Consider the following 23,105-nt stretch of genomic DNA (forward strand, 5'->3'; position numbering starts at 1 on the left):
GCGTCCTTCGGCAGACCGTTCTGCGGTGTGCGCTTGTGTTCCAATGAGTTTTGCGCTGTGCTAGAATTGCGCACTCCTAAAAGCATGATCGTACCCGCTGGCGGGTAGGTAAATTTCATACTGTGAGGATGCGTTAGCTGCTGAAGTTGATATCCTTATGTCACGGAATGAATAGGTTTCAAATGGCCAAGTAGCTCAGTCGGTAGAGCAGAGGACTGGCAACATGTCTCGACATGTATCATGGCGAGATCTGTTGGAGTGAAGGCTAACGTGACCTTGGGCACGTTAAGTCCGGTGCAACCGGGCGGCCGGAGCTAAAATCCTTGTAATGGAAAGTAGTAAATGTGTTTCAAATGGCCAAGTAGCTCAGTCGGTAGAGCAGAGGACTGAAAATCCTTGTGTCGGTGGTTCGATTCCGCCCTTGGCCACCAATAAATCAAAGGATTAGCTTAACCGCTAGTCCTTTTTTATTTTATTGGGGTAACGCGAGTCCCGGATTAATTTATGAATTTAGTATTTAATTGAAAATTAAACACCGTATTTAATCGCGTGCGTTCCACATAGGGTAATTACAAGTTTCCTAATTTCATATTAGGAAGCAGTCTGCCTCTGCTTGCGTGAGTTTTCCGGTCGCTTCTGCCACACTGGTAAAAGCATTGTGGCGTTGGTGACGGCTTGTTGTTTGATGTGTGTTGTAATTTCTGTGGTCCCCTTAGCAATGCCGCTTCAATTGCACGCTTTCGAGCAACCACTGAAGCGCTCTATCTCGTTCCGATCAGCCTCTGATACTGCCGCTTGGTCTGCACGCTGTCTTCTTCGCGCCAATAAAGAAAAATCTAATCATACCCTGCGTTAAATTCCAAAAGAAACTTGACTCTTAGCATTAAGCTTTTGGGGATATTATGTTTGAGAACTGTTATCTGCTTAGGCTTTTCAAGAGTTATTCGAGTATGCCCTTTCCAATAATCAATTAACTATAAGAACCCCTGCTTCATCTCCTTGGGGATTACGTCGGGCTAGCCCACAGAAACACCCCCCTCTTTCCCCTTCCTCCACAAATAAGCAGGCCTGTTCCAGCCGCTCTCCACCCATCTGAAAAATAGAGCGCCACCCAGAATGCTGACGCCTAAAGCCAGGATCATCCCGAATGCATTCGTGACAGGCTGATCCGGAAAAAGGCGAAAGAATGTTGCGTTGACTATCAGGCACAGGGGGAAGTGAACCAGGAATATGGAGTAGGAAATACGGCCGAGAGTGCTTAGAAAATTCGGTATAGGCAAATCTTGCAGTACGGAGCGATATTGCCTGGCAAGACCCAACGTCAGCATTACAATTCCCGCAATCGCAATGCGGGATCTGAAGTCTACCAGCAAGGCGGCCGCGATCATCACAACCAGCAGCAGCATGAGCCAGAGAGATTGTTGCCTGCTCGAAGCCCAATAAACCAGAATCCCGAGACCGAATGACCCAAAGAAATAGAAAGCGGTTTCGTCCAGGGAAGTATCCCGGTTAAACACAAACAGCGAGGCTAAGGTTAAGCCGGTAATCAAAACCAGACCGGCTGCTTTCAGGTTCGGGTATCCGCGCTGGATTTGTCTTGATAGCCAGAGCAGGATCACGGTAACGGCGAACAATTGGAAATCGATCGCTACATACCAGACGCCTGCCGATAGCGCCTCCTGATCGAGCAAATCGTGCAGTAAAAATGCATGGGCCAGAAACTGGAAGGGTTCAGCCGCGTGAGGGATGGAATCGTGGACCATCCAGCTTCTTGCGATGGCCGCACATCCGATCGCCAGGATCAAGGCGGCGAGATACGGCACGACCAGTCTGAAGTAGCGTTGCTTGATGGCCTGAATGGGGTGGGCCACGAGTAATTCACCGCCCGGCGCATGTTTCCCGGCAAACAAAAAACCCGCTACGACAAGAAATACTTGTACAGCCATTCTTCCGTATTCGTAAAGTCCATCGATCAAACCAGGAAACAGCGGATATGCTATCTCCGACATGGGGCCATAGGCCGCCAGGTGATGCAACACAATCAATATGCAGGCGATGGCCTTGAGGGCATCCACAAGGGGTATCCTCGTAATGTCAGCGTGCATGTTGCGTGGAATTAATCAGAGAGATTTTGTGGCGGATGGGATGAGATTTGCAGAACAGATGCCGAGCTCCTTATGACCCATCGCGATGCATGGCCGGGAAAGGAGAAACAGGACTTTGGCATGGTATTGGCTCGGATTTTCGCTTGGAGCTGGTTTTTCTCGACAGCGTTAGTCCCCTTTTGGGGCGTGGTTATTCTATTAGAATTTTGTAGTCCGTAGAAAAATTTTATTGACTGATTAATGGGCTTTAATTATTTGTTGAAACCGGGCTTCAGCTACCCCGCTTGCGGATCTGTGCGATCTTTATAACGGCTTGCATTCGAGTGGCAACATCGAGTGCTTTGAAGACATGCTGCAGGTGATTTTTAACCGTAAATACGCTTATACCTAAAATACTGGCAATTTCCAGGTTGGTTTTGCCTATCCTTACCCAATTCATAATCTCTATTTCACGCTTGCTCAACCCCCAGTATTCTCCAGCTTGCGGTTGATCTGCCAATACAGGCGCATTGAACTCAGGATGGGCAAGGGGGGTTACCTGGCTTAACGCCGTGTCAAGATAAGGTAGAAGAATCTGCATTGCGCCAAGCGAGTCGTGAAGCTTTCTTTCCGAGCTGAAGATAATATAAAGGCAGTCCTGGTCTGACCTTTCGTCGATCAGGCCATGTACCAGTAAAGTTCGCATGCCTTGTAATGCTTTGCCGAGGGGACACGAAAGGCCCCCTTCTTCCAGCAGGAAACCGGAGTCGCCGACACCGAGTGTATAGGGTAATTTTCCCAGTTCGACCCAGCGATTAAACAATCCTTGCAATAGCGGGGAGAGTGTTTGCGGATTGGAGTATTCGGTTCTGATTCCAGGCAATGCTGAAACGATGTCATAGCAAATCAACTTTGATGTGAAATCACCCCATGCGGAAATCAGGATTTCATGCGGCAGATAGTGTTGCAATTCTCCTTGCAGCCATGCCAGCAACTCCTTGTGCCGGCTTACGCCTATCGCTTCCGTAATGATGCGGTGGTAACGGTCGAGATGCTCGGCGGATAAGGTAGAGAGCTGATCCATTTTATAGGTCATGCTTTACGCGTGGTGGCCAGGCAATATCCGATGCGGGGCTTTGTAACCCCCTGCGGCGTGGTATCGCCAGCATCATGCTTGATACCGTTTCTTTGGGAAAGCAAGTTTCGTTCCCACAATTGATTCTAATTGTAAACAGTAACTTAACTGATGCGAAAAGGGGAGTCTGGAGAATATGTAAATAATGGCGACAACGATGACGGCCCACGTGAAAAAGCATGTCAGGAATCGCGAGGCCATCCCTATGGAGAAATGAGCGGCAAGGACGCGAACCAGGCGTGATATCCCCATCTAGCGCCTCATATTTTTCTGCATACCTGAAACTCTTCTGCGTAAAAACCCTTCTAATTGATGGTATTCAAACGCTTGTAATACTATAATCAGCGGATTTTCAGAATCTTCCCGGTTGCTTACATTGTCTTCCATGCAGCTATTTGCCTTTGGCATTAATCATCAGACCGCGCCGCTGGATGTCCGGGAGCAGGTTTCATTTCCGGAAGATGCGATGGAGCGCGCGCTGCAGGATTTTGTGGGCCACCGTCCGGTAAGAGAGGCCGCGATCGTTTCAACCTGCAATCGCACCGAGATTTATTGCAGCACCGACAAACCGGAAGAGGCAACGCACTGGCTGGCGGATTTCCACCACTTGCAGGCACGCGAACTGGAACCGTATCTTTATAAGCTGCCTCGTGAAAAAGCGGTCAAGCATGCCTTTCGGGTGGCCAGCGGACTGGATTCCATGGTGCTGGGCGAGCCGCAGATACTCGGCCAATTAAAGAATGCGGTAAAGTCCGCCGAGCATGCCGGCACGCTCGGGATGTTGTTGCACAAGCTGTTTCAGCGTACTTTCTTCGTCGCCAAGGAAGTTCGCAGCTCCACCGAGATCGGCGCGAATTCTGTCTCCATGGCTGCTGCCGCCACGCGGCTGGCCGAGCGGATTTTTGGCGACATCGGCGAGCAGCGCGTATTGTTTATCGGCGCGGGGGAAATGATCGAGCTATGCGCCAGTCATTTCGCCGCGCGTCATCCGAAGCGCATCACCGTCGCCAATCGTACCAGTGAGCGCGCACAGGTTCTGGCGCATCGTTTCAATGCGCAGGCGATTACGCTGAATGAGCTTCCCGAACAATTGGCATTGCACGATATTGTGGTGACCTGTACCGCGAGCACGCTGCCCATACTGGGTAAGGGCATGGTGGAGCGTGCGATCAAGGCGCGCAAGCATCGCCCGATTTTTATGGTGGACCTGGCAGTGCCGCGAGATGTCGAGCCGGAAGTGGCGGAACTGGATGATGTGTTTCTCTACTCCGTGGACGATCTTGCCGACATCGTCAAGGAAGGATTGGATTCACGCCAAGGCGCGGTAGCCCAAGCCGAGGCGATTATCGACTCGAATGTGATCAATTTCATGCACTGGCTGGAGTCGCGCGAGCTGGTTCCCACCATCCGCGCATTGCGTGATCAGGCCGAACGATATCGGCGCCACGAGCTGGAGCGGGCCAGGAAGCTTCTGGCCAAGGGCGAAGATCCCCAGAAAATCATGGAATCCCTGAGCAACGGCCTGACCAACAAATTTCTGCATCTTCCCTCTTACGCGCTCAATCATGCCGCGGCGGAAGAACGTGACGATCTCGTCGATCTGATCAACCGCCTGTACCACCTCCACCGTCCAGAATGAATAAAAGTATCGCTGCCAAGCTCACGCAGCTCAGCGTGCGCCTGGAGGAGTTGAATCGTCTGCTGAGCAGCGAAACCATCACCGCCAATCTCGATAATTATCGCAAACTGACGCGTGAGCGGGCAGAGATCGCGCCTGTAGTGGAGCTTTACAATGCCTATCTCCAGAGCGAGCGCGATATTCAAACCGCGCAGGGGATGTGCGGCGACGCCGAAATGCGCGAGTTTGCCGACGCCGAAATGCGCGAGGGCAAGGAGAGGCTCACGCAGATCGGGGCGGAATTGCAGAAACAGCTACTGCCCAAGGATCCCAACGACGAGCGCAGTATTTTTCTCGAAATCCGTGCCGGGACAGGCGGGGACGAATCCGCGTTATTCGCGGGTGATTTGTTTCGCATGTATGCGCGCTTCGCGGAGCGCCAGCGCTGGCAGGTGGAAATTATTTCGCAAAGCCCGTCCGAAGCGGGGGGGTACAAGGAAATCATCGCCAAGATCATCGGTAACGGCGCTTATTCCAAACTCAAGTTCGAATCAGGCGGTCATCGTGTGCAACGTGTGCCCGCTACCGAGACTCAGGGTCGTATTCACACGTCCGCCTGTACCGTCGCGGTAATGCCCGAGGCGGACGAAATCATGGATGTGGTGCTGAATCCGGCGGAATTAAGAATTGATACCTTTCGCGCTTCCGGCGCGGGCGGTCAGCATATCAACAAGACGGATTCCGCGGTGCGTATCACCCACTTGCCGACCGGTATCGTGGTCGAGTGCCAGGATGGACGCTCGCAGCACAAGAACAAGGCACAGGCGATGAGCGTTCTGGCCGCGCGCATCCGCGATAAGCAAACGCAGGAACAGCAGAGCAAACAGGCGGCTACCCGCAAATCGCTTATCGGTAGCGGCGACCGCGCGGGACGCATTCGTACCTATAACTTTCCGCAAGGCCGAATAACCGATCACCGAGTCAATCTCACGCTTTACAAGATCGAGCAGATCATGGATGGAGACTTGAGCGAACTGTGCTCAGCACTCATGTCCGAGCATCAGGCAGAGCAATTGGCGGCGATGGGCGAGTAGGCGATCTCGGTATTAAACTCCCATTTTTGCGCGATTATTGAATCCCGCGATGCCGCAAATCACCATATTGCAAGCGCTCCACCAAGCGCGCCGGGACATTGGCGATACCGACGCGCGGATGCTGCTGCAAAGTGTGCTCAGCGTCAGCCCCGCCCATCTGGCCACCCATCCCGAGCAAGAGCTTACTGCGGAACAAGCGCAATCTTTTTGCCTGTTGACGACACGGCGCGTTCATGGCGAGCCGGTCGCCTATCTTGTGGGAAAACGTGAGTTTTACAGCCTGGATTTCAATGTTACGCCGGCGGTACTCATTCCCCGGCCCGAAACCGAATTGCTGGTGGATTTGGCGTTGCAACGGATTTCTCCGGACCGTCCTTGCAAGGTTCTTGACTTGGGGACCGGAAGTGGCGCCATCGCATTGACCCTAGCCAGGCATCGTCCGCTAGCCGATATCGTGGCGGTGGATTTCTCGTCCGATGCCGTGGCCGTAGCCAAAATGAATGCCCGGCAGCTCAATGTGAGCAATGTGCGCATCATCGAAGCCGATTGGTTTGGTGGGCTTTCCGGGGAAAGATTCGATCTCATTGTCTCCAATCCTCCCTACATTGCCAGCGGTGACCCTCATCTCGCTCAGGGCGACCTGCGCTTCGAGCCTCGCATGGCACTCACGGGAGAAGCAGGTAGCGACGGCCTTGACTGCATTCGCTGCATCATCACGTCCGCTCCCCGTTATCTGGTTGCGGACGGTGTGCTGCTGTTCGAACATGGCTATGATCAGGCGCAAGCATGCAGGCATCTGCTGGGTAAAGCGGGTTTCCGCGGGGTGTTTTCCCATCCTGATCTGGCAGGCATAATGCGGATCAGTGGCGGACGGCTTGGAAGTTTCCCGCGAGAAGCTGTTAGAATGTGATGTTGGGATATATTGACCGAGATGAATGAACCCTATCTCTTGAAAAACAGTTTCATTTCCCATAATCTGATTTCAGATTGATTAAATTGACGAGGAGCCAGACATGAATACGCAAGAAACCATCAAACAGCAAGTGACCACCCATCCCGTGGTGCTCTACATGAAAGGTACGCCGCAAGCCCCCCAGTGCGGTTTCTCCGCCCATGCGGTGAAAGTCCTCAATGCGTGCGGGGTGGATAATCTTTTCGCGGTGGACGTGCTTGCCGAACCGGAAATCCGGCAGGGCATCAAGGAGTACTCAAGCTGGCCGACCATTCCGCAGCTTTATATCAACGGCGAGTTTGTCGGTGGGTCCGACATCGTGACGGAAATGTACCAGAGCGGTGAACTGCAGAAGCTGCTTCAGAAATGACGGAGATGGTTTGATCTTGCGCAAGGATCGATAGAGGACCGATAGAATCGGCGAGAACCGATAAGCTGGCCGATAAGTCAGCAGCCGGATTTTTTATCGGGCAAACAGCCAATTGAGCTAGGGACTCATGGCCGCCGCGATTGCCCAGTAACGCGCGAACTTTCCGGCAGCCATGAACAGCATTGCCAGTATCCAGTTGATCCGAAGCCACCCCGCAGCGACACACAACAGATCGCCGATGATCGGTACCCAGGCCAGAAAGAGTACCGGACTGCCATAGTTACGCACCCACGCCAGTCCACGCATATTCCCTCCGGATTTTTTCAGAAATGCTTTTTCATCAGGCAGGAGAAGCCCGATAGCGTATGAACTCATACCGCCCAGGGTATTGCCCACCGAGGCGATCCCCAAGGCAGACCAGTAAAGCTCGGGATAGGCGGTCAAAACGCCGAATAGCACTGCTTCCGAGCCACCGGGGAGCAATGTGGCGGCAAGAAAACTGCTGGTGAATAACGCCAGCAGGCTGGATTGCTCATCCATAAAGGTAATCCAAAGGCAGGTAAAACCGATAAAGACAGCAGTGTAGCCGTTAATAAGGCGCAAGTGGATGCGGCAAGGAATGGTTTTACGGGTAGGGCTATATTGGCGCCTAATTTATGGCAACGGTAATTTAGTCGCCAAATTTGACTTCACGATATTATTTCGGGATGATATGCTGCTCGATTACCCATCTCTGTTGAAGAGGAAAACCATGACAACCAACGTATCTCTTAAGCAAAGGATAGACTCCATCATTGATGCGCGGCATCTGCTCAAGCATCCTTTTTATGTGGCGTGGACCGAAGGCAAGCTATCGAAGGAGCAATTACGCCACTACGCGGAGCAGTATTTTCATAATGTGCTGGCCGAGCCGACCTATCTGAGCGCGGTGCATTTCAATACCCCGCATCATCATAGCGAAACGCACAGCGGCGACATCAGCGTGCGCCAGGAAGTATTGAAGAATCTGATCAGCGAAGAGCACGGTGAAAAGAACCATCCCGCCCTGTGGAAGACTTTCGCCCTGGCGCTGGGTTCCAGCGACAAGAGCCTGGCCAATGCCGCCGCCTTGCCGGGGACCGCGAGGCTGGTGTCGACCTACCGGGACATCTGCCTGAACGAGCCGTTTTATGCTGGACTTGCGGCGATGCACGCGTTTGAATCGCAAGTACCGGCAATTGCGGCCGTAAAAATTGACGGGCTGGCAAAGTTCTATGGAATGGATGACCCGGACAGTTACGAGTTTTTCACGGTGCACCAGGAAGCGGACGTGCACCACTCGCAAGCGGAATGGGCATTGATCGAGCGCTTTGCCGATACGCCGGAAAAGCAGGCCGAAGTGCTGGCGGCCACCACCCGGGCATGCGATGCGCTATGGGGATTTCTCGACGGAATCTACGAGAATTACTGCTCAGACCTGGCTTGCGAGGAAGAAGCTGCGGTTACGATACACTAAGCTAGCATTAACGGTGAGCAAACGATAAGACGTTTGCTCACCGGTTTTGAGTAATCATCTTCCCTGATTTTTCCCCTTCCGTTTTTACCGATTCCTTCGTGTATTGCTGTCCGGTCAGTGAAACCGTCATTCCAGCGGGATAATTCCGTCCAATGTAGTGAAGCAGGTATTCCTTGCGGTTGTCAGGAAGTCCCGCAGATAGGGGCGGGATGCCGTTTCCTTGAGTGTTGACGCATACAGGTCGCTCCATAGGCCATTGGCGCCAATGCGGCGGGCAATCACATAGTCGTGATCAACATAGTTCTTGATACCCCAGCTGGGTAGTGCGGCGACACCGCGGCGGCTGGCAACCAGTTGCAGGATGGCGACGGTCAGTTCCGCTGTGCGCCGCTGTGGCTGGATACCGGCGGGTTTCAGAACGTTGAGAATCAGATCGATGCGATCTTCCGGCACCGGATAGGTAATAAGCGTGACATCGGCGAAGTCCGCCGCATGCAGGATCCGCTTTGCGCGCAAGGGATGCTCCGGTGCCAATACTGCGAGAATCTCGAAACGGAACAGCGGGTGATGGACAATACCCCGCTGCCGCTTGTGTTCCGATCCAATGACCACATCCGCACCCCCTTCTTCCAGCAGCTTGACGGGATCGGCATGAAATCCGGAAACCAGATCCAGTTCCACCTCCGGCCAGTGCTGGCGGAATTCATCCATGAGCGGCATCAGCCAATCAAAACAGGTGTGACACTCCAGTACGATGCGCAAACTTCCCGATGCCTGCTGCGAGATTTTAGCGAGATCCCGTTCAGTTCCCTGAATTTCCGCCAATACCTTTCCGGCAAGCGCCACCAGGTGTTTTCCAGCATCGGTGAGCTCGATGGATTGCCCCCGGCGCTGTATGACCGGCAGGCCATAGTGGCTTTGCAGTGCCTTGATCTGATGAGACAACGCAGACTGGGTCAGATGCACGCGCTTGGCGGCGCGCGACACGCTGCCGGTTTCATGCAATGCCGCAAGCGTGCGGAGGTGGCGTAGCTCAAGCATGGTTTCGAATATAAATATGAATACCATTCATAATATATTTAGAACATTTCATTTGATTCATAGCGTAGTCTGCCACAGAATGGGTGCCTGCAGCAACTAAGCTGAGCAGAACGAGGAACAATCATGGCTTTGACACATAATCTCGGTTTCCCCCGTATCGGCGCGCGCCGGGAGCTGAAACAGACGCTAGAGGCGTGCTGGCGTGGCGATATCGACGAACAACAGCTGCAAATCAAAGCGGCCGAATTACGGAAACACCATTGGATCGTACAGCGTGAAGCGGGTATTGACCTGATTCCCGCCGGTGATTTCGCACTTTACGATCAAATGCTGAACATGACAGCGCTGCTCGGCGCGGCGCCTGCGCGATTCAACGCGGGCAATGACGAAATCGGACTGGATCTGTATTTCGCAATGGCGCGTGGAACGGCGAGTCAGCCGGCGATGGAGATGACCAAATGGTTTGATACCAACTATCACTACATCGTCCCTGAATTCAATGCGCACACCAGATTCCGCATCGCATCGTCCCAGCTCTTCCGGGAAGTGACGGAAGCCAGAGTGCTGGGCATCTCGCCAAAGGTGGTATTGATCGGACCGCTGACCTATTTATATCTCGGCAAAGAAACGGAGCCCGGCTTCAACCGGCTCGACCTGTTGGCGCATCTGCTGCCGGTTTATCGTGAAATTCTGGCCCGGCTCGCATCGCTTGACGTGGAATGGGTGCAGATCGACGAACCATTCCTGGCGCTCGATGTGGACGATGACTGGCTGGATGGCCTGGACCAGGCATACGCCGCCCTGACTGGGGCCGGAACGAAACTGCCGAAGTTGTTACTGGCCACTTATTTTGAGGCGGTGGATAATCATGCTGCGCGTTTGAAGAAACTGCCGGTGGATGGCTTGCATATTGATTTGTGCCGCGCGCCGGACCAGCTCGATGTTTTTCTGGAAGGCTATCCGGCCAGCAAAGTTCTGTCGCTGGGTATCATTGATGGGCGCAATGTATGGCGCGCCGATCTGGTACAGGCGCTGGCGACCTTGTCGCGCGCGCAGTCGACCCTGGGCGAGCGGTTGTGGATTGCACCCAGCTGTTCGCTGCTGCATTGTCCGGTCGATCTCGAACTGGAAACCCGGCTGGATAGCGAGATAAAGAATTGGCTGGCGTTCTCGGTACAGAAGCTAAAAGAGGTATCGGTCCTCGGACAGGGGCTGAACCAGGGAGAAAATGCCATACGTGATGAGCTGGATGCCTCTGCAAGAGCAAGACAAGAGCGCCGTGAGTCACCGCGCAACCACAATCCGGTAATGCAGGAACGTCTGCAACGCCTGACGCGAAATGACAGTCGGCGTACGAGCCCGTTCCCGGTGCGGCAGGCGTTGCAACGGCAACGTTTTCAACTTCCCGATTTGCCCACCACAACGATTGGTTCATTTCCGCAGACACCGGAGATTCGCCAAGCCCGTGCCGCGTTCAGAAAAGGTGAACTCACTAATTTGAAGTATCTGGAAGCGATGCGCAAGGAGATCCAGCTGGCAGTAGGAAAACAGGAAGAGATCGGACTGGATGTGTTCGTCCACGGAGAAGCCGAGCGCAACGATATGGTGGAGTATTTCGGCGAGCAATTATGCGGCTACGCCTTTACCGAGAATGGATGGGTACAGAGCTACGGCTCGCGCTGTGTCAAGCCGCCAATTCTGTATGGCGATATCTATCGCCCCGAACCCATGACCGTGGATTGGATTCAATACGCACAGAGTCTGACCACAAAGCCGGTGAAAGGCATGCTGACTGGACCCATTACCATGCTGATGTGGTCGTTCGTGCGTGATGATCAACCACGCTCGACTACGGCGCTGCAACTTGCCCTTGCCATCCGTGACGAGGTCGCCGATCTTGAACGCGCCGGAATCGGTATTATCCAGATTGACGAGCCGGCCTTTCGCGAAGGGCTGCCGCTCAAGAAAGCTGACTGGAATGAATACTTGAAGTGGGCGGTGGAAGCCTTCCGCGTATCCAGTTCCGGGGTGAAGGACGATACACAGATACATACTCATATGTGCTACTCCGAGTTCAACGACATTCTGCCGGCAATCGCCGATATGGGCGCCGACGTCATTACCATCGAAACCTCGCGCTCACGCATGGAGTTGCTGGATGGATTCGGTCAATTCAAGTATCCCAATGAAATCGGGCCCGGCGTGTACGATATTCATTCGCCACGAATTCCCGAAACCGGCGAGATGCTGGAATTACTGGAGAAGGCCTGCCAGGTGATCGATGCAAAACAATTATGGGTTAATCCTGATTGTGGCCTGAAGACACGCAGCTGGCCGGAGGTTGTCACTGCACTCGAACGCATGGTCGAAGCCGCGCGGCAACTGCGCGCCCAAATAAATACTTTTCAAACGGAAGCTCTGTCAGCATGACAACCCCCATATCTCTTAAGCAAAGGATAGACTCCATCATTGATGCGCGGCATCTGCTCAAGCATCCTTTTTATGTGGCGTGGACCGAAGGCAAGCTATCGAAGGAGCAATTACGCCACTACGCGGAGCAGTATTTTCATAATGTGCTGGCCGAGCCGACCTATCTGAGCGCGGTGCATTTCAATACCCCGCATCATCATAGCGAAACGCACAGCGGCGACATCAGCGTGCGCCAGGAAGTATTGAAGAATCTGATCAGCGAAGAGCACGGTGAAAAGAACCATCCCGCCCTGTGGAAGACTTTCGCCCTGGCGCTGGGTTCCAGCGACAAGAGCCTGGCCAATGCCGCCGCCTTGCCGGGGACCGCGAGGCTGGTGTCGACCTACCGGGACATCTGCCTGAACGAGCCGTTTTATGCTGGACTTGCGGCGATGCACGCGTTTGAATCGCAAGTACCGGCAATTGCGGCCGTAAAAATTGACGGGCTGGCAAAGTTCTATGGAATGGATGACCCGGACAGTTACGAGTTTTTCACGGTGCACCAGGAAGCGGACGTGCACCACTCGCAAGCGGAATGGGCATTGATCGAGCGCTTTGCCGATACGCCGGAAAAGCAGGCCGAAGTGCTGGCGGCCACCACCCGGGCATGCGATGCGCTATGGGGATTTCTCGACGGAATCTACGAGAATTGTTGTCCGGATCTCGCCATACGCGACGGCAGGGTTGCGGCGCACTGAAAGAAATATCCTAAAGCCGGCCTCATGCAAGGGGCATTCCGGGGCCGGCGGTCGCGCTTGAAGTCCGCAGTACCTCCAGCAGCATGGTCTCAAGGCGGATCAGGGTTCGCGTCTCATTCAGTATCTCTCCCGTGATCAGGAACGTGTCTTCGGCACGTTCACCCAGGGTATTTATCCTGGCACTGTGCACATTTACACCGCAGCTTACCAATACCTGCGCTATGCGTGTCAGCAGCCCCGGCTGATCTCCCGCTACAATCGACAGAACATGGTACATACCTTTTTCGTCAGGTTCGATGTCGACTTCCGGCGTAATCGGAAAATGCTTGAGATGACGGCTCAGGCGTCCTTGCAGCGGCTGTTTTAAAGGGACTTGCTGTTCCAATTGTTGCGCCAGTTCATGTTCCACGATAGCGATCACGTCACGCTGACGTTCCACCGCATTGAAGGGATCCAGCACCAGGAAGCTGTCAAGCGCATAGCCGTCGCGGGTGGTATGAATTCTGGCCTCGACTATGTTGTAATCCAGGCCATCAAAAAAACCGCAGATGCGCGCGAACAAATCCTTCTGGTCAGACGCGTAGACCAGCACCTGAATGCCTGTTCCAGCAGGGGCGATGCGCGCCTTGACCACCGGCACGGGGGATTTCACCCGGTGGCTCAAGTGACGCGTATGCCAGGCGATTTCCTGTGGATCGTGCAGCAGCAAATAGGTGGGATCGAGCTCCGACCACAGGCGCTCATGCGCGCTGGCGGGAATACCGGCATGCTGCAGCAATTCCAATGCCTTGTCCCTGCGTTTTTTTAGTGTACCATCCGCGTGGATTGACTCGCCGTAAAGATACCGCCGCGTTATCCAGAACAAATCTTCCAGCAGCTTGCCCTTCCAGGCATTCCATACCTTTGGACTGGTGCCTCGAATATCCGCAACAGTGAGCAGATAAAGTGCGATGAGATGGCGTTCGTCCCGGACGCGTTTAGCGAAATCCCCAATCACACCCGCATCGGATATGTCTTTCTTCTGGGCCGTCATCGACATAACCAGATGATTCTCCACCAGCCATGCAACCAGGTCCGTATCTTCCGCCGGCATCCCGTGCCGTTCGCAGAACTGCCGGGCATCAGCTTTGCCAAGCACCGAGTGATCTCCGTTGCGTCCCTTGGCAATGTCATGGAACAGCCCCGCCAGATAGAGCACCTCCGGGCGCTCGAATTCGCCGATGAGCCGGCTGCAGAGCGGATATTCATGGGTGAATTCCGGCGCCCTGAAACGGCGCAGGTTTCTCACTACCATCAGGATATGTTCGTCTACCGTATAAACATGAAACAGGTCATGCTGCATCTGGCCGACAATGCGTCCAAACGCCGGGATATAGCGCCCAAGGATGCCATAGCGATTCATGAGGCGGAGCTCGCGTGTCAGCCCCCTCGGCTGACGCAGGATTTGCATGAACAGGGCGCGATTGCGCGGATTGCGCCGGAAGGCCGCATTGATGAGAGGCGTGGCCCGCCACATTGCTCTCAGCGTCGCTGCGCTGCGTTCCTTTAATTCAGGATACTGTTGCAACAACAGCGTGCTCTCCAGGATCGTGCCCGGGTCCTGCCGGAAGATATCCTCATCGCGGGCCTCAAGCAATTCGCCGCGCTTCTGAAAACGTTCGTTGATGAGAACCGGCACCGTATCCGTAACAGGGAAAATTTCCGTGCGTAGGGTGGGTAACAGGATGGTATTGATCTGTGTCACCGCATTGGCGGCGCGATAGTAGCGTTGCATCAGTATTTCACTCGCACGACGCAGCGGTTTGCCGATTATGTCGAATTCTTCAGCAAGGGAAGCCTGATAATCGAACAGCAAGCGATCTTCGCGTCTTCCCGCGAGATAGTGCAGGCGAATGCGCAGGTTATGCAGGATAGTTTGATGAAGCCGGGTGAGGCGGGCCTCCCGCTGCGTAATGAGCCCGCTCTTGGCAAGATCCGGCCAGGATTTTCCCAGGTTCGCGGCACGGCTGACCCACAGAATATTCTGTAAATCCCGAAGCCCGCCGGGACTTTCCTTTATATTGGGTTCAAGGTTGTGGGTGGCATCGTGATATCTGCCGTGACGCTGATGTTGCTCAAGCTGCTTGGCGATAAAAAATGCGCGCGGTTCAAGCATCGCCTGCATGGCTCGCGAAAATTCAACGAAAAGCGGGCGGTGCCCGGCAAGCAGACGCGCTTCCAGCAGGCTGGTTTGCACCGTGATATCCTTGCCCGCTTCTTCCGCGCATTCAGCGAGTGTGCGGACGCTATGTCCAACCTCCAGCCCGATATCCCATAATATTCTTACCCAGTGTTCCAGCCGGGATTTGATAGTATCGTCCACCGCCCCGGATCGGCCTCCCCCTGCGGGAAGCAGTACCAGCAGATCGATATCGGAACAGGGAAAAAGTTGCCGGCGCCCGTAACCGCCAACTGCCAGCAGCGCGATGGAAGTGGGCATGCCCATCTCGCGCCAGACCTGACGCAGAACGTCGTCCACCAGACGGCAATGGCCGCGCAGCAGGGCTGCGCCATTCCTGTTTGTGTAATAGCGCTGGCGCAATGCTTCGCGGCCCTGAAGAAGCGCTTTCTTGCCTGCTTCGATGTTGAAAGAATTCCGCGGTGAGCCGGCACCGAGGGGTTTCATAACCCTCAGGAACGGAAAGCGGGTTTCTGTGGCGAACCCGCGGACAGGGTCAGCACTTCGTATCCGGTTTCGGTGACCAGCACGGTATGCTCCCATTGCGCCGACAGGCTGTGATCCTTGGTGACAATGGTCCAACCATCGGCCATTTGGCGTATGGCAGCTTTTCCTGCATTGATCATCGGCTCGATTGTAAAAATCATCCCCGTTTTGAGTTGCAGTCCGGTACCGGCCCGGCCATAGTGGAGTACCTGAGGGTCTTCATGAAATTTTGTGCCGATCCCATGGCCACAGAATTCCCTCACCACGCTGCATCCGTGACTCTCGGCGAAATGCTGGATGGCATGGCCGATATCCCCCAGATGTTTTCCTGCCTTGACTTCTTCGATCCCACGCCACATGGATTCATACGTGATTTCGCACAAGCGCCTGGCCTGGATCCCTGGTTCGCCGGCGTAGTACATGCGGCTGGTATCGCCATGATACCCATCCTTGATGACGGTAACATCAATATTGACGATATCCCCGGACTTCAGTTTTTTCTCTCCCGGCACACCGTGACACACCTGATGATTGACCGAGGTACAGATGGATTTTGGATAAGGCGAATATCCCGGCGGTGCGTAATTGAGCGGAGCAGGAACGGTATGCTGCACATTGACCATGTAATCATGGCATAAGGTATCGAGTTCATTAGTCGTGACCCCCGGCTTGACAAAGGGGGTTATGTAATCAAGCACCTCCGACGCCAGCCTGCCCGCTATACGCATTTTCTCTATTTCTTGCGGGGATTTGAGAGGTACAGTCATGGTTCCTTCCGATGAGTGAATAAAAACGTATGATGGCGGTTGAATGAATGCATCGCAAGGGCGGTATCGCGTGGCAACCGGCAGTAACAGGCTGGGGAAAAACCCGTCCCGGACTCATTCCGGGGGCCTTCTTTGGCAGCCCCTCAACATGTTACCCAAGTTTCCGGTGACATGCTTCAGGGTGGACTCGAGATTCCATGGGTTACGCGTGATGATGAAGAAAATCTGACATGTTAGCGTAAACAACTGATCTTATTTATCATTAGTATCCGTCAGCTCTTGCTTCGATACAGCGCATTGGGTCGTCTTCAACTCGCTGCCGGGGAATTCGCGCTCCAGCTCCGTCATCCTGCCGGTAATGTCGTCCGATGGCGCCTGCACCGTGAATTTTATCTGCTCCAGGTTGCGTGCTCCGATAACCGCCGATCTTACGCCTTTGCTTCTGAGTGATGCCATCATATTCTGGGCCTCATCGATGTTATGGAAAAAACCCATGGAAATGGCGTTATTCCATTTGCTATCGTCTTGAACATGAGAAAAAGCGGTTATCTTCAACCTCCTAAGCTCCCCCATCTTCTTTATCGCGTGGTATTTACTCCTGAGCGGAGGGATGTGTATCCAATAAGCCGGAGTCTTGCCCGCTGATTGCCGGCTTACCCGATCCTTCAGCTCTTGCCTGGCTATGGCAGCTTCGACCTGCTCCAGATCTGTCTCAAAAAAAGAACCCCATTCCAGGCAGTTGGCGGCTGCGGCTAACGGTTTGATTCTTTCCGGCTGGAGTGTCGGCAATGGTGGTACGTCATTTCCGGAAAAGAGTCCCGGCGCCTGAATATAGAATGCGAAAGCAACATTGACAAACAACAACAGAAAAAATAATGTTTTCATTTGTTGGCGGTTTGTTGTTGTTAACCGGCTTTCACCTTGTTAAAATACAATGTTAATAGCATGGTTATATTTATCTTTCCCGGAGCGTCATGAAATGCATGGCATGAAATCGGTTTCGAATGTGGTGCTACTCTTTGCTGCACTGGCGCTATCCCCTCAAATTTTCGCTGAAACTACTCCCGAAGCCCATAAGAGCAAGGGCGACGCAGCCAAAGGCCAGCAAATCGCCACACAAGTTTGTGCGGCTTGTCACAATCCCGACGGTAACAGTGTAATCCCCACAAATCCAAGCTTGGCCGGCCAGCATGCCGAGTATATCACCAAGCAACTGGAGAATTTCAAGGCCCAGGATGGTAAACCCGCTGAGCGCGAAAGCCCGGTTATGGGTGCCATGGTAGCGACACTCTCTGCGGAGGATATGAAGAATCTCGGCGCTTATTATGCCCAGCAAACTTCGAGATCGGGTGGGGCCAAGGATAAATCAATGGCGCAACAGGGCGAGAAGATATACCGTGGCGGAAATCTGGAGTCCGGCCTGCCTGCCTGCGCGAGTTGCCATTCTCCCAACGGTGTTGGCATTCCGCCTAATTATCCACGCCTTGCCGGGCAGCATTCCGAATATACTGCGGCGCAATTGCGAGCGTTCCGGACGGACCAGCGTACCAAGGATCCCAACCATGAGATGCACATGATTGCTTCTCGCATGAGTGAAAGGGAAATACAGGCGGTATCGGAGTTTATTTCCGGTTTGCGTTAAGTCCCCGAATTTGAAATAGCGCCAATCAATATAAAACGGCTCGATCCAGGTTGATCGAGCCGTTTTATTTCTTTATTTCAGCGTACCGAATACCCGGTCAGCCGCATCCAGGGTTTTACTGATTTCGGCCTCACCATGTGCTGTCGAAACGAAGCCGGCTTCGAATGCCGACGGTGCGAAGTAAATCCCCTCTTGCAGCATGGCATGAAAAAAGCGGTTAAAAGATTCCCTGTTGCATTCCATCACTTCAGCATAGCTTGCCGGCAGGTTTTCCCGGAAATAAAGGCCAAACATACCCCCCACCGCTTGGGCGCAAAAGGGGATAGCGTGTTTTTTCGCGGCCGCGGCCAGGCCCTCAACAAGTTGCCGGGTCCTGGCAGCGAGGTTTTCGTAGAATCCCGGTATTTGCACCTGCTTCAGCGTGGCAAGACCCGCAGCCACTGCGACAGGGTTGCCGGAAAGCGTACCGGCCTGATACACAGGTCCCAGCGGGGCCAGGCACTGCATAATGTCGCGTCTGCCGCCAAAAGCAGCCATCGGCATGCCGCCCCCGATCACCTTGCCGAGCGTGGTAAGATCGGGTTTGATGCGATAGAGCCCCTGGGCACATTCCAATCCAACACGAAAGCCTGTCATCACCTCATCAAAGATAAGCACGCTGCCATGTTGTGTGCATAACTCGCGCAGGGCAGGCAAGAAGCCGGATTTAGGCGCCACCAGATTCATGTTGCCCGCCACGGGCTCCACGATGACAGCGGCGATTTCATCCCCAAATTGGCTGAACGCTTGCTCCACACTGGCGAGATCGTTGTAATCCAGCACCACGGTACTGGAGGTGGTTCCGGCGGGAACCCCGGCGGAACTGGGATGACCGAAGGTAAGCGCTCCAGACCCTGCTTTTACCAGCAGGGCGTCATCATGGCCATGATAACAACCTTCGAATTTGATAATGCGATTCCTCCCGGTATACCCGCGTGCCAGGCGAATGGCGCTCATGGTGGCTTCGGTTCCCGAGCTTACCAGTCTTACCTGTTCGATCGATGAAACCAGTGTGCACAGCAACTGCGCTATTTCGAGTTCGGCCTCGGTGGGTGCGCCGAAAGTCAAGCCGTCTTGCGCCGCTGCCTGGACCGCTTTAATCACTTCAGGATGGGCATGGCCAAGAATCAGCGGTCCCCAGGAACCAACATAATCTATATAGGTTTTATCGTCCGCATCCCACACGTAAGCGCCCTGTCCCCTACGGAAGAATATGGGCGTACCACCCACCGACTTGAAGGCGCGTACAGGCGAATTCACGCCGCCCGGAATGTATTTCTGCGAGAGTTCAAACAATTGCTGATTACGTGAAGTCATTTGATAACCTATGTTTATTAGGAATGGAATGCGGAGGCATTATTTAACCCGAGTCCGTAGCCAGGGCGAACTCATGGAGAAGAATGGAATGTCAAATGAGGAGATAAGTCATGATGGGTCGCGCGCACTGTGGAATGGTCTGGGAATAAGCGATCAACCGTGGGATCGAGGTTGAAATAACCGGGAAAAATTCTCGGCTGCGGATCGAATGTGCCCGGTGGCAAACAGGGCGCTGCTTGCCGCCACCGCATCGGCGCCCCGGCCTATCAGTTCTCCGGCATTATCCGAAGTGATACCCCCGATAGCCACCACTGCAACATGCAGTTTCCGCCTTGCATGATCCAGCAGATCCATGGGTGCCGCCGCCGCCTCCGGTTTGGTCGGGGAATCAAAGAAGGCGCCGAATGCGACATAATCCGCGCCGTTACGCTCGGCTTCGATGGCAAGCTCCAGCCGGTTGTAACAGGAAACCCCAATAATTTTTGTTCTCCCCAGCTTGCGTCGTGCGTCGGTTACGGACGCGTCATCCCGCCCTACATGCACACCGTCCGCGCCGACCTCGATGGCCAGGTCGAGATGATCGTTGACGATAAAGGGTACGCCCAATTTCCGGCAAAGATGTGCAAGTGCAAATGCCTGTCCCAATCGCAGCGTGGCATCCACTGTCTTGTTACGGTATTGAACCAGCCTTGCTCCGCCTGTCAGCGCCTGTTCTGTCATCGTGATCAGGCTGGAGGTATCGGCCACTTCCGGTGTGATTGCGTATAGCCCCCTCACTTCCGGCCGTGTCATTTCACCTTGTCCTCGTCCATGGTATCTGTTTCATCGCGGGCCCAGAATAGCCGGTCGGGCAGATACTGTCCCATTCCTGGACGGAAACCCGCTTTAAGCGACTGCCAGGTATATTCCTGCGCCTCATATACCCCTTCGGCAATGGGCAAGCCGTTCGCAAGCGCGGCGGCAATGGCCGAAGCAAGCGTGCAGCCCGAGCCATGGTAGGAACCCGTCAGGCGATGCCAGGAATCCGACCGGATGAGGCCATCGTTTCCATACAGATGGTTGACCACCTGTAGCGTATTTTCATGAGTTCCCGTGATGAGTACGTATTCGCAGCCCATCTGCAAAAGACGGCCTGCGCATTGATTCAAGTCCTCCATGTCATCATCGTCCTCGTCATCCTGGGCGAGTCGCCGTGCTTCCAGGCTGTTGGGGGTGATGATGGTCGCCTGGGGAAGCAATAGCTCGCGCATCGCGACCAGCATATCTTCGCTGGCGAGTTCATCACCGCGGCCTGAGGCAAGCACTGGATCCAGCACCAGCGGGATATTGGGATAATCCGAAATCACTTCGGCAATGGCCGTGATAATTTCAACGCTGCCCAGCATCCCGATCTTGAAGACATGTACAGGCATGTCTTCAAGAACCGCACGCGCCTGATCCGCCACCCATTCCGGATCCAGCGCCATGACATCATCCACCCCCGCCGTGTCCTGCACCGTAATGGCGGTAATCACCGACAGGGGATGACAGCCCATGCTGGCAAGAGTGAGAATGTCGGCCTGGATACCGGCGCCGCCGCTGGAGTCGCTGGCAGCGAAAGAAAGTACTATAGGGGGTGGCTGAGACATGGACTAATACCGTAAAATGGCATTTTAACCCAAATCCCTGTCATCATGACTACTACCGAAACTCGCGCTTACCGTTGTTACATGTGCCTCATTTGCGGCTTCATATACGACGAGGCCGAAGGATCGCCGCAAGAAGGTATTCCTCCGGGCACACGATGGGAAGACGTCCCGATGAACTGGACCTGTCCCGAATGTGCCGCGCGCAAGGAGGATTTTGAAATGGTGGAAATTTAAATGCGTATTCTGCATACCATGCTGCGGGTCGGCGACCTGGAAAAATCCATTGCTTTCTATGCTGGCGTGCTGGGAATGAATGTACTGCGGCGGAAGGATTACCCCGAGGGAAAGTTTACCCTGGCGTTTGTCGGTTATCAGGATGAGGCGGAGGGTGCGGTACTGGAATTAACCCACAATTGGGATGTGAAAAAATATGACCTGGGCACCGGCTACGGACATATCGCCATCGAAGTGGATAATGCTTACCAGGCTTGCGAGGAAGTGAAAAAGCGGGGCGGCAATGTTACACGGGAAGCAGGGCCGATGAAACATGGCGCCACCGTGATTGCATTTGTCGAGGACCCTGACGGCTACAAGATCGAGTTCATCCAGAAAAAGCAAGTATAAGCGTTCCAGGTAATGGCTTTCCGGATATGGGCCAATCGAATGACCGAGAAAAGGCACCTACCAGTCAGATCCCGTCACTAATTCTCCAATTTTTCCGGCTGTAGCAATCGGACTTCCCGTTGCGGGAAGGGAATTTCGATACCGTGCTTTTTAAATTCCGACCAGATTTCAAGATTCAGGCTGGAGCGTAAGCGGAGTGCCCCGCCCTCTGGATCTTCTACCCAGATAACCAGTTCCAGATTGATTCCGCTGTCGGCAAATTCCTTGAGAACCACCACGGGTTCTGGATCAGCCAATATATTCTGCTGTTTTTTCGCAGCATCCAGCATGATCTTCATGGCCGCTTCAACCGGGCTTGCGTAGCCGATCTGGATCGGAAGAATCAGACGTAGCCGGTGGTCCGAGTAGGTCTGACTGATCACTGTTGAAGTGATGAAGGTATCATTGGGGATAAGAGCTTCGGTACCGTCCTCGATTTTGAGCACCACATACCTTGTGGTGAGCGAAGTTACCTGGCCTTTGCGGTTATCCACCGTTACGACATCGCCAATATGCAGAGAGTGATCCAGCAGAATGATAAAGCCGCTTATATAGTTGCTGGCAATTTTCTGCAGACCCAATCCCAGTCCAACGCCGAGTGCGCCGCCGAATACCGACAGGACGGTAATATCGACCCCGACCATGGGCAATGCGACCAGCACACCCAAAAGAATCAGCATGGTGCGAGTAACTTTTGACAGGATCACTCGCTGATTGATATTCAATGCAGCAGCTTGCATGATCCGTGCTTCAAGCGAACTGGCGAGCCAAAGCGCCAACAGCATGCTGATTGTGAATGCGAGAATTCCCTGCGTGATCAGCAGCACTGAGAGACGTTGCTTGCCAATATGGAAGGAAATGTCATCGAGGAGAGTCAGGATTCCCGGCAACAGGCCGGTTATGTGGAGCACCAGTCCACTCCACACCGCCCAGCCGATGAACCGCTCCCAAGTGCGCAACCAGTCCTGACTGGAAAAAACCCGGCGCAGCATATAAACCACCGCGTGAATCAGCGCGAGCGCGAATAACAGCGGAATAACAATATTGAGGAGAGGGGTGGAATACCAGTGATTGAGCGCCCCCCTCCCGATAATAACCAGAGCAAGTGCCAGCAAGGGAAATAAAAGACGGCTCAAGCTGCTCATGCTGATATTCAGCGTGCGGCTGGCGCCTGCTTCCGGTGCCATGCGCTGCCTGAATTGCCTTTGCAGCAGCCATGCCAGTCCCAGGCTTGCAAGCAGCACGGCAAGCTGCCACAGGACGCTGCCCTCCTGCACATCGGTGATCAGACTGCGTAGCAGACTCTGGATTTCGATTTCGTTATCGGATTGCATGTGCAGGACCGGAATTAACCCGGGTATTGCGCGGAAGACCGGTGATCCAAATTGG

Annotated in this window: 21 protein-coding genes and 1 tRNA gene; 11 read left to right on the forward strand and 11 right to left on the reverse strand. The window is 54.0% G+C overall.

Annotation, left to right across the window (positions count from 1 at the left end; all coding sequences use genetic code 11):
• Positions 1-355: 355 nt before the first annotated feature.
• Positions 356-431: transfer RNA gene (locus EBAPG3_RS03210), tRNA-Phe, on the forward strand.
• A 585-nt stretch (positions 432-1,016) separates the two neighbouring features.
• Here EBAPG3_RS03210 and EBAPG3_RS03215 read toward each other — a convergent pair.
• Together EBAPG3_RS03215 and epsA are read right to left on the reverse strand one after the other, a co-directional pair.
• Entirely contained in the window at positions 1,017-2,075 is a 1,059-nt protein-coding gene (locus tag EBAPG3_RS03215; protein ID WP_004180467.1) for an acyltransferase family protein, read from the reverse strand.
• Positions 2,076-2,376: 301 nt separating this feature from the next.
• On the reverse strand, positions 2,377-3,180 hold the full coding sequence (epsA, locus tag EBAPG3_RS03220) for an XrtB/PEP-CTERM-associated transcriptional regulator EpsA (protein ID WP_004180468.1): 804 nt from the start codon (positions 3,178-3,180) through the stop codon (positions 2,377-2,379).
• Between the two features lie 424 nt (positions 3,181-3,604).
• Here epsA and hemA point away from each other — a divergent pair, with 424 nt between their 5' ends.
• The 4 genes from hemA (at position 3,605) to grxD (ending at position 7,253) form a co-directional block, all read left to right on the forward strand.
• Positions 3,605-4,858 (forward strand): glutamyl-tRNA reductase, encoded by a 1,254-nt coding sequence (gene hemA, locus EBAPG3_RS03225; protein WP_004180481.1) that lies wholly within the window; start codon positions 3,605-3,607, stop codon positions 4,856-4,858.
• Positions 4,855-5,931, forward strand: coding sequence for a peptide chain release factor 1 (gene prfA, locus EBAPG3_RS03230; protein WP_004180483.1), 1,077 nt, complete (start codon positions 4,855-4,857; stop codon positions 5,929-5,931). Before hemA ends, prfA begins: the two co-directional genes overlap by 4 nt.
• Positions 5,932-5,980: 49 nt before the next feature.
• Positions 5,981-6,841, forward strand: coding sequence for a peptide chain release factor N(5)-glutamine methyltransferase (prmC, locus tag EBAPG3_RS03235; protein WP_004180484.1), 861 nt, complete (start codon positions 5,981-5,983; stop codon positions 6,839-6,841).
• A 103-nt stretch (positions 6,842-6,944) separates the two neighbouring features.
• Entirely contained in the window at positions 6,945-7,253 is a 309-nt protein-coding gene (gene grxD, locus EBAPG3_RS03240) for a Grx4 family monothiol glutaredoxin (protein WP_004180485.1), read from the forward strand.
• A gap of 117 nt (positions 7,254-7,370) precedes the next feature.
• Here grxD and EBAPG3_RS03245 read toward each other — a convergent pair whose 3' ends face one another.
• The gene (locus tag EBAPG3_RS03245; protein WP_004180489.1) at positions 7,371-7,793 is read right to left on the reverse strand and encodes a YqaA family protein; all 423 of its coding nucleotides are present in this window, start codon (positions 7,791-7,793) and stop codon (positions 7,371-7,373) included.
• Positions 7,794-8,004: 211 nt separating this feature from the next.
• On the opposite strand from EBAPG3_RS03245, the gene EBAPG3_RS03250 reads away from it, so the two are divergent.
• Positions 8,005-8,748 (forward strand): 4-aminobenzoate synthase, encoded by a 744-nt coding sequence (locus EBAPG3_RS03250; protein WP_085922077.1) that lies wholly within the window; start codon positions 8,005-8,007, stop codon positions 8,746-8,748.
• Positions 8,749-8,874: 126 nt separating this feature from the next.
• Here the strand turns inward: EBAPG3_RS03250 and EBAPG3_RS03255 are convergent, their stop codons facing one another.
• Positions 8,875-9,789, reverse strand: coding sequence for a LysR family transcriptional regulator (locus EBAPG3_RS03255; RefSeq protein ID WP_040852630.1), 915 nt, complete (start codon positions 9,787-9,789; stop codon positions 8,875-8,877).
• Between the two features lie 123 nt (positions 9,790-9,912).
• Between EBAPG3_RS03255 and metE the strand changes: the two genes are divergently transcribed.
• Both metE and EBAPG3_RS03265 read left to right on the forward strand, forming a co-directional pair.
• Complete coding sequence (gene metE, locus EBAPG3_RS03260; RefSeq protein WP_004178730.1) at positions 9,913-12,219, forward strand: 5-methyltetrahydropteroyltriglutamate--homocysteine S-methyltransferase; 2,307 nt, start codon at positions 9,913-9,915, stop codon at positions 12,217-12,219.
• Positions 12,216-12,956, forward strand: a complete 741-nt coding sequence (locus EBAPG3_RS03265; RefSeq protein WP_085921903.1) for a 4-aminobenzoate synthase — start codon at positions 12,216-12,218, stop codon at positions 12,954-12,956. Before metE ends, EBAPG3_RS03265 begins: the two co-directional genes overlap by 4 nt.
• A 22-nt stretch (positions 12,957-12,978) precedes the next feature.
• Here the strand turns inward: EBAPG3_RS03265 and EBAPG3_RS03270 are convergent, their stop codons facing one another.
• From EBAPG3_RS03270 to EBAPG3_RS03280, 3 genes are all read right to left on the reverse strand, one after another.
• The gene (locus EBAPG3_RS03270) at positions 12,979-15,621 is read right to left on the reverse strand and encodes a [protein-PII] uridylyltransferase (RefSeq protein ID WP_004178830.1); all 2,643 of its coding nucleotides are present in this window, start codon (positions 15,619-15,621) and stop codon (positions 12,979-12,981) included.
• 5 nt (positions 15,622-15,626) lie between these two features.
• Positions 15,627-16,427 carry a type I methionyl aminopeptidase gene (map, locus tag EBAPG3_RS03275; RefSeq protein WP_040852650.1) on the reverse strand — a complete coding sequence of 267 codons (801 nt, stop codon included), beginning with the start codon at positions 16,425-16,427 and terminating at the stop codon, positions 15,627-15,629.
• A 252-nt stretch (positions 16,428-16,679) separates the two neighbouring features.
• Positions 16,680-17,312 (reverse strand): hypothetical protein, encoded by a 633-nt coding sequence (locus EBAPG3_RS03280; RefSeq protein WP_004178818.1) that lies wholly within the window; start codon positions 17,310-17,312, stop codon positions 16,680-16,682.
• Between the two features lie 94 nt (positions 17,313-17,406).
• On the opposite strand from EBAPG3_RS03280, the gene EBAPG3_RS03285 reads away from it, so the two are divergent.
• A complete protein-coding gene (locus EBAPG3_RS03285) occupies positions 17,407-18,069 on the forward strand; it encodes a c-type cytochrome (protein WP_004178816.1) in 663 nt (220 codons plus the stop codon).
• A 72-nt stretch (positions 18,070-18,141) separates the two neighbouring features.
• Here the strand turns inward: EBAPG3_RS03285 and hemL are convergent, their stop codons facing one another.
• The 3 genes from hemL to thiD all read right to left on the reverse strand — a co-directional run bounded on the left by hemL (position 18,142) and on the right by thiD (position 21,053).
• Positions 18,142-19,425 (reverse strand): glutamate-1-semialdehyde 2,1-aminomutase, encoded by a 1,284-nt coding sequence (gene hemL / locus EBAPG3_RS03290; protein ID WP_004178814.1) that lies wholly within the window; start codon positions 19,423-19,425, stop codon positions 18,142-18,144.
• A gap of 153 nt (positions 19,426-19,578) precedes the next feature.
• Positions 19,579-20,217, reverse strand: coding sequence for a thiamine phosphate synthase (gene thiE / locus EBAPG3_RS03295; RefSeq protein WP_040852648.1), 639 nt, complete (start codon positions 20,215-20,217; stop codon positions 19,579-19,581).
• Positions 20,214-21,053, reverse strand: coding sequence for a bifunctional hydroxymethylpyrimidine kinase/phosphomethylpyrimidine kinase (gene thiD / locus EBAPG3_RS03300; RefSeq protein ID WP_004178810.1), 840 nt, complete (start codon positions 21,051-21,053; stop codon positions 20,214-20,216). The genes thiE and thiD overlap by 4 nt, the downstream gene beginning before the upstream one ends.
• 45 nt (positions 21,054-21,098) lie before the next feature.
• Here thiD and EBAPG3_RS03305 point away from each other — a divergent pair, with 45 nt between their 5' ends.
• Both EBAPG3_RS03305 and gloA read left to right on the forward strand, forming a co-directional pair.
• Complete coding sequence (locus EBAPG3_RS03305) at positions 21,099-21,287, forward strand: rubredoxin (protein WP_040852645.1); 189 nt, start codon at positions 21,099-21,101, stop codon at positions 21,285-21,287.
• Positions 21,288-21,677: a lactoylglutathione lyase gene (gloA, locus tag EBAPG3_RS03310; RefSeq protein ID WP_004178807.1), complete on the forward strand. Its 390-nt coding sequence runs from the start codon at positions 21,288-21,290 to the stop codon at positions 21,675-21,677.
• 77 nt (positions 21,678-21,754) lie between these two features.
• On the opposite strand, the gene EBAPG3_RS03315 is transcribed toward gloA, so the two are convergent.
• Positions 21,755-23,050: a mechanosensitive ion channel family protein gene (locus tag EBAPG3_RS03315; protein WP_004178806.1), complete on the reverse strand. Its 1,296-nt coding sequence runs from the start codon at positions 23,048-23,050 to the stop codon at positions 21,755-21,757.
• Between the last annotated feature and the right edge of the window lie 55 nt (positions 23,051-23,105).

Origin of the sequence: Nitrosospira lacus, assembly GCF_000355765.4 — a bacterium.
Classification (GTDB): domain Bacteria; phylum Pseudomonadota; class Gammaproteobacteria; order Burkholderiales; family Nitrosomonadaceae; genus Nitrosospira; species Nitrosospira lacus.